7 protein-coding genes, 1 tRNA gene and 1 pseudogene are annotated in these 8185 nt (G+C 74.1%); 5 read left to right on the forward strand and 4 right to left on the reverse strand.

Annotated features, from left to right (window positions below; translation table 11 throughout):
- The 4 genes from ABT247_RS29315 to hisN form a co-directional block, all read left to right on the forward strand.
- A partial coding sequence (locus tag ABT247_RS29315; RefSeq protein ID WP_502892527.1) for a carboxyvinyltransferase occupies positions 1 to 252 on the forward strand: 252 nt, incomplete at its 5' end.
- A 15-nt stretch (positions 253 to 267) separates the two neighbouring features.
- Positions 268 to 1323 carry a ribosome small subunit-dependent GTPase A gene (rsgA, locus tag ABT247_RS29320; RefSeq protein WP_350748370.1) on the forward strand — a complete coding sequence of 352 codons (1056 nt, stop codon included), beginning with the start codon at positions 268 to 270 and terminating at the stop codon, positions 1321 to 1323.
- 140 nt (positions 1324 to 1463) lie between these two features.
- Complete coding sequence (locus tag ABT247_RS29325; protein ID WP_350748373.1) at positions 1464 to 1787, forward strand: DMT family transporter; 324 nt, start codon at positions 1464 to 1466, stop codon at positions 1785 to 1787.
- Between the two features lie 163 nt (positions 1788 to 1950).
- Positions 1951 to 2748 carry a histidinol-phosphatase gene (gene hisN / locus ABT247_RS29330; RefSeq protein ID WP_350748375.1) on the forward strand — a complete coding sequence of 266 codons (798 nt, stop codon included), beginning with the start codon at positions 1951 to 1953 and terminating at the stop codon, positions 2746 to 2748.
- Positions 2749 to 2830: 82 nt separating this feature from the next.
- Here hisN and ABT247_RS29335 read toward each other — a convergent pair whose 3' ends face one another.
- Positions 2831 to 4306, reverse strand: a complete 1476-nt coding sequence (locus ABT247_RS29335) for a catalase (protein ID WP_350748378.1) — start codon at positions 4304 to 4306, stop codon at positions 2831 to 2833.
- A gap of 103 nt (positions 4307 to 4409) precedes the next feature.
- Here ABT247_RS29335 and ABT247_RS29340 point away from each other — a divergent pair, with 103 nt between their 5' ends.
- Positions 4410 to 4823: a Fur family transcriptional regulator gene (locus ABT247_RS29340; RefSeq protein ID WP_350748380.1), complete on the forward strand. Its 414-nt coding sequence runs from the start codon at positions 4410 to 4412 to the stop codon at positions 4821 to 4823.
- Positions 4824 to 4991: 168 nt separating this feature from the next.
- Here the strand turns inward: ABT247_RS29340 and ABT247_RS29345 are convergent, their stop codons facing one another.
- From ABT247_RS29345 to ABT247_RS29355, 3 genes and pseudogenes are all read right to left on the reverse strand, one after another.
- Positions 4992 to 6980, reverse strand: a complete 1989-nt coding sequence (locus tag ABT247_RS29345; RefSeq protein WP_350748382.1) for an SEL1-like repeat protein — start codon at positions 6978 to 6980, stop codon at positions 4992 to 4994.
- 372 nt (positions 6981 to 7352) lie between these two features.
- A tRNA-Met gene (locus tag ABT247_RS29350) sits at positions 7353 to 7426 on the reverse strand.
- Positions 7427 to 7513: 87 nt separating this feature from the next.
- A pseudogene (locus tag ABT247_RS29355) lies at positions 7514 to 8185 on the reverse strand (UPF0182 family protein); the annotation flags it as partial.

Genomic DNA, 8185 nt, shown 5'->3' on the forward strand with positions numbered 1-8185 from the left:
CTCGCCAAGGAGATCAACGACCTCGGCGGCGACGTCAGCGAGACCGAGGACGGCCTGCGGATCCGCCCGCGCCCGCTGCACGGCGGCGTGTTCCACACCTACGAGGACCACCGGCTGGCCACCGCCGCGGCGGTGCTCGGCCTCGCCGTGCCCGGCGTGGAGGTGGAGAACGTGGCCACCACCGCCAAGACCCTGCCCGACTTCCCCGGGATGTGGGCGGAACTTCTCGGCGGGGCGGCGGCGGACGCCTGAGCGGAGACTTGAGCCATGCGCCGCTACGGCAAGGACGCCGACGAGGACGACATCCGCAACCGCCCCGCCCGCCGGGGTTCCCGGCCGCGGACCCGGATCCGCCCCAAGCACGAGGACGCCGCCGAGGCGATGGTGCTGACCGTCGACCGCGGCCGGCTGACCTGCCTGGTCGACCCGGGGACCAAGCAGGAGCGCCAGGTCGTCGCCATGAAGGCCCGTGAGCTGGGCCGCAAGGGCGTCGTCGTCGGCGACGTCGTCCACCTGGTCGGCGACCTCACCGGCGACGCCGACACCCTCGCCCGGATCGTCCGGGTCGAGGAGCGCAGCTCCGTCCTGCGGCGCACCGCGGACGACGACGACCCGTACGAGCGGATCGTCGTCGCCAACGCCGAGCAGCTGGCCATCGTCACCGCGCTGGCCGACCCCGAGCCCCGCCCCCGGCTGATCGACCGCTGCCTGGTCGCCGCCTACGACGCGGGCATGGAGCCGCTGCTGGTGCTCACCAAGTCCGATTTGGCGTCGGCCGCCCCGCTGCTGGAGTCCTACGCCCCGCTCGGCATCGACTACGTGGTCACCCGCCGGGACGAGCTGGAGACCACCGGCGCCGAGGCGGTCCGCGAGCACCTGCGCGGCCGCTCGACGGTCTTCATCGGCCACTCCGGCGTCGGCAAGACCACCCTGGTGAACGCCCTCGTGCCGGACCGGCAGCGGCAGACCGGCCACGTCAACGCCGTCACCGGACGCGGCCGGCACACCACCGTCTCCGCCCTCGCGCTGCGGCTGCCCCCGCCGCCGGGCGCCAAGGCGGGGTCGAAGAAGGCGCTGAACTCGGGCTGGGTGATCGACACCCCCGGCTTCCGCTCCTTCGGCCTCTCGCACATCGACCCGGCCCGGGTCATCCACGCCTTCCCCGACCTGGAGCCCGGCACCGTCGAGTGCCCGCGCGCCTGCAGCCACGACGAACCGGACTGCGCGCTGGACGCCTGGGTCGCCGAGGGGCACGCGGAGGCCGCCCGGCTCTACTCGCTGCGCCGGCTGCTGGCCAGCAAGGAGTCCCGCGAGGGCGACTGACCGCCGCGCCGCAGGCCCCCTCCCCTCGGGCTTCCTCGGGGCTCGTGGTCCGTTCGAGGTGTCGGAGGGGGTCCGCCTGGTGATCATAGGAAGGTCGGGCCGGCCGCGGTCCGTCCGTCGACCGACAGGGAGGGCACGCGATGGCATGGGCCCTGGTGGTCCTGGCCGGCCTGCTGGAGACCGGCTTCGCGATCAACCTCAAGCTCAGCGAGGGCTTCACCAAGCTCTGGCCCACCATCAGCTTCTGCGTGTTCGCCCTCGGCAGCTTCGGCCTGCTCACCCTCTCCCTGAGGAACCTGCCGGTGGGCCCCGCCTACGCGGTGTGGACGGGCATCGGCGCGGCCGGCACCGCGATCTACGGCATGGTCTTCCTGAACGAGACCACCTCGGTGCTCAAGCTGGTCTCCGTCTCCCTGGTGATCGCCGGCGTCATCGGCCTGCAGCTCAGCGGCACCGCGCACTAGCCGGCCGGTGCCCGGGACGCCCCGGCGGCGCGGCCCGGCGGCGCGGGTCTTCCGGGCGGCTCGGCGGGCAGCCCGTCGGGGCGGCCCGCCGGGCGTCCATCGGGGCGTCCCGCTCCGCGAGCCCGGCTGTGCCGATCGGGGCGGGCTCGCTAGGGTCTTGGACATGGCCGACTACCACGACGACCTCCGACTCGCCCATGTCCTCGCCGACTCGGCCGACTCGGTCACCCTGGAGCGCTTCCGCGCCCTCGACCTGACGGTCGAGACCAAGCCCGACCTCACGCCGGTCAGCGACGCCGACAAGGCGGCCGAGGAGCTCGTGCGCAGCGTGCTCCAGCGCGCCCGCCCGCGGGACGCGGTCCTCGGCGAGGAGTTCGGCCTGCAGGGCTCGGGCCCGCGCCGCTGGGTGATCGACCCGATCGACGGCACCAAGAACTACATCCGCGGCGTCCCGGTCTGGGCCACCCTGATCGCCCTGCTGGAGGACGGCCCGGACGGCGTCGAGCGCCCGGTGGTCGGCATCGTCTCCGCCCCGGCGCTGCAGCGCCGCTGGTGGGCGGCCAAGGGCCTGGGCGCCTTCGCTGGCCGCAGCCTCGCCAAGGCCTCCCGGATCCACGTGTCGGGCGTCTCCCGGATCGAGGACGCCTCCTTCTCCTACTCCTCCCTCACCGGCTGGGAGGACCGCGGCCGCCTCGACCCGTTACTGGACCTCACCCGGGCCTGCTGGCGCACGCGCGCCTACGGCGACTTCTGGTCCTACATGATGGTCGCCGAGGGCGCCGTGGACATCGCCGCCGAGCCCGAGCTGTCGCTGTGGGACATGGCCGCGCCGTGCATCGTGGTCGAGGAGGCGGGCGGCCGCTTCACCGGCCTGGACGGCGTCCCCGGCCCGGGCGGCGCCGACGCCGTGGCCACCAACGGCCTGCTGCACGAGGAGACGCTGCGGCGCCTGGCGGTCTGACGCGGGCCGCCCTCCGGAATGGTTGCGGGCCCCTTGACCAGTTCGTGCTGGTCGAGGGGCCCGCCGCTGCATCGGCCCGCTCCTACCGCTCGCGCAGTTCGCGGACCGCCGCCTCCAGCCGCTTGCCGTAGTCGGCGTCGGCCTTGCGGAAGTTGTCGACCGCCCGCTCCACGATGTCCTCGCGGTCGGCGGAGACCTTGGCGATGAAGCCCGCCAGGTTGGCGATCAGGCGCTGCTTCTCCTCCTCGGAGTACAGCCGGTACAGGTTGCCGGCCTGCACGAAGTCGTCGTCCTCGGCGTGCGAGGGCGCCGCGTGGTTGCCGGTGAGGCCGTCGACGGCGGTGGCGGCCCACAGCGGGCGGCCGGTCTGCACCGGGCCGCCGAAGCTGTTCGGCTCGTAGTTCTTCTGCCGGCCGTGGCGGCCGTCGTACAGGTGGCCGTCGCGGCCGTTGGTGCGGGCCTCGGTGGCGCGCGGACGGTTGACCGGCAGGTGGTCGGCGTTGATGCCGACGCGGTAGCGGTGGGCGTCCGCGTAGGCGAACAGGCGGCCCTGGAGCATCTTGTCGGGGGACGGGCCGATGCCGGGCACGAAGTGCGCCGGGGAGAAGACCGACTGCTCGACCTCGGCGAAGACGTTGTCCGGGTTGCGGTTCAGCTCCAGCCGGCCGATCTCGATCGGCGGGTAGTCGGCGTGCGGCCAGACCTTGGTCAGGTCGAAGGGGTTGAAGCGGTAGCCGGCCGCGTCGGCCGCGGGCATGATCTGCACCTGCACCGTCCAGGAGGGGTACTCGCCGCGCTCGATGGATTCGCGCAGGTCCCGCTGGTGGCTGTCCGGGTCCTCGCCGGCGAGCCGGTTGGCCTCGGCCTGGGTGAGGTTGCGGATGCCCTGGTCGGTCTTGAAGTGGTACTTGACCCAGAAGTGCTCGCCGGCCTCGTTCTGCCACTGGTAGGTGTGCGAGCCGTAGCCGTTCATGTGCCGGTAGCTCGCCGGGATGCCGCGGTCGCCGAACAGCCAGGTCACCTGGTGGGTCGACTCGGGCGACAGGCCCCAGAAGTCCCAGACGTTGTCCGCCTCCTGGGAGCCGGTGTACGGGTCCCGCTTCTGGGTGTGGATGAAGTCGGGGAACTTGATCGCGTCCTTGATGAAGAACACCGGGGTGTTGTTGCCGACGAGGTCGTAGTTGCCCTCCTCGGTGTAGAACTTCACCGCGAAGCCGCGCGGGTCGCGCACCGCGTCGGCCGAGCCGAGGTTGCCGGCCACGGTGGAGAAGCGCAGGAACACCTCGGTCTGCTTGCCGACCTCGGACAGGAACGCCGCCCGGGTGTACGGCGAGACGTCGGCCGTCACCGTGAAGGTGCCGTAGGCCGCGGCGCCGCGGGCGTGGACCACGCGCTCCGGGATCCGCTCGCGGTTGAAGTGCGCGAGCTTCTCGAACAGCAGCTGGTCCTGGATCAGGGCCGGGCCCCCGACGCCCGCGGTCTCGGTGTTCTGGTTGTCGGCGACGGGGGCACCCGCCTCCGTGGTGAGGGTCGGGCGCAGTTCGTCCTGCGTGGTCATAGCGGGTGCCTCCGAGGGATCCGGTCGTGTGACACGATCCTAACTTGGACTTTGTCCAAGTCAACACTGGAACCAAACTCAGAGCGTGACTTACTCTGGTTCCATGAGCGATCTGCTGGAGAGACTGCGCGGACGCGGCTGGCGGCTCACCTCCCAGCGCCGGGTGGTGGCCGAGGTCCTCGACGGCGAGCACGTCCACCTCACCGCGGACGAGGTGCACGCCCGCGCCACGGCCCGCCTGCCCGAGATCAGCCGCGCCACCGTCTACAACACGCTGGGCGAGCTCGTCGCCCTCGGCGAGGTGCTGGAGGTCGCCACCGACGGCCGCGCCAAGCGCTACGACCCCAACGCCCACCGCGCCCACCAGCACCTGATCTGCTCCGGCTGCGGCGCCATCCGCGACGTCCACCCGCACGGCGACCCGCTCGCGGCCCTGCCCGCCGCCGAGCGCTTCGGCTTCACCGTCACCACCGCCGAGGTCACCTACCGCGGCCTGTGCCCCGACTGCGGTCCCTGACCGCGCCCGCCGGGCGGCGCTGAGCCCACCCCGGCGGCGTTGAACCCACCCCGGCGGCGTTGAACCCACCCGGCGGCGCCGAACCCACCCGGCGGCGCTGAACCCGCCCGAGGGCGCCGAACCCACCAACCGGCGCCGAACCCACCCTGCGGCGCCGAACCCGCCGTGCTACGCGCTGAGCTCCGCGTGCAGCGCGCCCAGCAGTCGCCCGGCCCGCTCCGCGACCTCGGCCGGCCCGTAGTCGATCGCCCGCCGGCACCAGTTCTCGGCCTGCACCGGCTCGCCCCGGCGCAGCGCCAGCAGCGCCAGGCGCAGCGCCGCGCGCCCGTGCCCGGCGTCGGCGGCCCGGGTGTACCAGAGCATCGCCTCCGCCTCGCTGTCCTGCCGGGCCAGCAGCAGCCCCAGGTTGAACGCGGCGCTGCGACTGCCCGCCTCGGCGGCCCGCCGGTACCAGCTCTCGGCGATCTCCAGCGCCCCGCGCTCGGCCGCCCGCACGCCCATCCGCACCTGCGCCCGCCGGTGCCCGGCGTCGGCCGCCACCGCGTACCAGTGCTCGGCCTCGGCGTCGGCGTCCCCGCGCCGGTCCAGCACCGAGGCCAGCCGGAACGCCCCCTCCGCCGAGCCGCCCGCCGCCGCCTGCCGGTAGCGCTCCAGCGCTCCGGCCAGGTTGCCGCGCTGCTCCTGGGCGACGGCCAGTTGCAGCGCCGCCTCGCCGTGGCCCTCGGCCGCGGCCCGCGCGTACCACTCCTGGGCCTGGCGCAGCTCACCGCGCCCGGCATGCAGCACCCCCAGGTTGAAGGCACCGTCCACGCTGCCGGCCTCGGCGGCCTTGGAGAACCACGGCTCGGCGCCGGCCTCCTCGCCGCGCTGCAGCAGCACCACGGCCAGCGCGTTGCAGGCCTCGCGGTGCCCGGCGTACGCGGCCCGGCGGTACCACTGCTCCGCCTGCTGCTCGCGGCCGGTTCCGGCGCAGAGCAGACCGAGGTTGAAGGCGCCGTTCTGGTCGCCCGCGTCGAGGGCGGTGCGGTACCAGTGCTCGGCCTCCTTGGCCTCGCCCCGGCTCGCGTGCAGCGCGCCCAGCGCGTTGGCGGCGTTGCCGTCGCCGGCCTCGGCGGCCTCCTGCCACCACTCGGCGGCGGCGGCGAGGTCACCGGAGTCGCGCAGCAGGAAGCCCAGCGCGCAGGCGGCCCTCGGCTCGCCGTTCTGGGCGGCCTGGCGGTACCAGCGGGCGGCCTCGTCCAGCAGCGACCGGTCGCTGCGGGCGCGCTCCTCCAGCAGGACGCCCAGGCGCAGCGCGGCGCGGGCGTGGCTGCGGGCGGCGGCGGTGCGGTACCAGGCCTCCGCGGTGTCCTTGTCCCCGGCGGCCTCGCGCATCCGGGCCAGCCGGTAGGCGGCCTCCCGGTGCCCGGCGTCCGCGGAGACCTTGAACCAGCGCTCGGCCCGCACGTCGCGGCGGTGCTCCATCAGGTCGCCCAGGGCGTAGGCGCCGAGCGGGTGGCCGTGGTCGGCGGCGAAGTGCAGCCAGTACTCGGCGGCCTCCTCCTCGCCCTGGTCGCGCAGCTGGAGCCCGAGCGCGTGCGCGGCCGGGGCGCTGCCCGCCACGGCCGCCTGGCGCCACCACTGCCCGGCCTCGGCCCGGTGGCCCTGCTGGTGCAGCAGCACGCCGAGGTTGTTGGCGGCGGCGCGCAGCCCGGCGGCCGCCGCGGCGCGCAGGTAGGGCTCGGCCTCCTCCAGGTCGCCGCGGCGCAGCAGCAGGGTGCCGAGCCGGCAGGCCGCGTCCGCGTCGCCGTCGTCCGCGGCCTGCCGGTGGCGGGCCTCCAGGGCGGCGGACTCGCGGGCAGCCAGCGCGGTCTCGAAGCTGGTCGGGTCCAGGCCGGCCGGGTCCAGCGCGGCGCCGGCCGGCCCGTCGCCGCTCTCACCGCCGCCGTCCGCACCGCCGTACGGGCCGACGGCTGCGGAGAAGTGACGGGTGGACACGTGGACCAGGCTGTCCGGGCCGAAGCCGCCGACCGCAGGGCGTTCGGACAGTCCGCTGGTGCGCTGGGCGGGCAGGGCCCCGGGGCGGCTGTCGGGGTGTTCGGCGCTCTCCGCCCAGGCGTCGGTGTCCGCCTCGACGGCGGCACCCGACTTGGTGCCTGACTTGCCGATCAGCCTCATGCCGACTCCCGCTCCCCCAGAGTGTCGCGGCATCGTGCCCCGGCCCGCGGCCGGAAGGACTCGCGGGAGAGGTGCCGGACCCGACGGCCGGTCAGCAGCCGTGCACCGTCCCCCATGTGTCCCATCGTCGCATCACCCGCTACCCGCGTACACCTGCCCCGGCCGAATTCGGGCGGGGCCCACCCGAAGCCGACGGAATTGCTTCGGCGCTTTGTCGATTTCCCGACACTTCCACCCCACAAACCCCTGTGCCGTCCCCGTTGGCGACGGTCGATAGTACCGGAGCGGTTCCCCCCGCTTCCGGACGGAAACGTCCGCACACGGATACGACAGAGGCCCGGAGGAATGATCCTCCGGGCCTCTGACACCGAGTAGCGGGGACAGGATTTGAACCTGCGACCTCTGGGTTATGAGCCCAGCGAGCTACCGAGCTGCTCCACCCCGCGTCGTTGGCACAACCATAGCACGGACGCGGGGTGGAACCGAAAACGGTTGTCGCAGCTCAGCGGGCCACCGCCGAGCCGCGGCCGCCGCTACGGCTTGGGGCTCGGCGATCCGCCGCCGGTGGCGCCGGGGGCGGGAGTGCCGGTCGGGGCGGGGGCCGGGCTGCCGCCGCGGGCCGCCTCGGCCGCCTTCAGCGCGTCACCGAGCGCCTTCTGGGCGTTGCCGTACGCCACCCAATCACCGTTCTTGAACGCGGTCTGGCTGTCGTTGTACGCCTTCTCCGCGTCCGCGAGCGCCTTCTGCAGCTCCGGCGAGATCGTCCCGCCCGGCGCCGGCGTGGCCGGCCCGGTGGGCGAGGGCGTCGGCGTCGTCCCGCCGCCCGGGCTGGACGGCACGGTCGGCGTCGTCGCCGGGGCCGCCCCCGCGAACACCTTCTTCAGCGCGTCCCCCAGGGTGTTCTCGAACGCCACGTTGTCGTCCCCGTACACCGCAAGGACCTTCTGCAGCGTCGGGTACTTGGCGCCGCGCCCGCGCACGTACACCGGCTCGACGTTCAGCAGCCCGCCGCCGACCGGCAGGGTCAGCAGGTTGCCGTACTCCAGCTCCGAGTCTCCGCCGCTCTTCAGCAGCGTGATCTGCGAGGCCACCTCCTGGCGGGAGTTGAACTTCGACTGCACCAGGCCGGGCCCGGGCGCCCCGCTCTCCCCCGTCATCTTCAGGATGCGGATCTTGCCGTAGTCCTCGCCCGGATCCGCGTCCAC

It is taken from the genome of Kitasatospora sp. NPDC001539 (genome assembly GCF_040298565.1).
Lineage (GTDB): Bacteria > Actinomycetota > Actinomycetes > Streptomycetales > Streptomycetaceae > Kitasatospora.

Bases quoted from the DNA above. Each gene is read 5' to 3' on its own strand.
- ABT247_RS29335 (WP_350748378.1), bottom strand. From the start codon at position 4,306: ATGACCACGCAGGACGAACTGCGCCCGACCCTCACCACGGAGGCGGGT.
- hisN (WP_350748375.1), top strand. From the start codon at position 1,951: ATGGCCGACTACCACGACGACCTCCGACTCGCCCATGTCCTCGCCGAC.
- ABT247_RS29340 (WP_350748380.1), top strand. From the start codon at position 4,410: ATGAGCGATCTGCTGGAGAGACTGCGCGGACGCGGCTGGCGGCTCACC.
- ABT247_RS29325 (WP_350748373.1), top strand. From the start codon at position 1,464: ATGGCATGGGCCCTGGTGGTCCTGGCCGGCCTGCTGGAGACCGGCTTC.
- rsgA (WP_350748370.1), top strand. From the start codon at position 268: ATGCGCCGCTACGGCAAGGACGCCGACGAGGACGACATCCGCAACCGC.
- ABT247_RS29345 (WP_350748382.1), bottom strand. From the start codon at position 6,980: ATGAGGCTGATCGGCAAGTCAGGCACCAAGTCGGGTGCCGCCGTCGAG.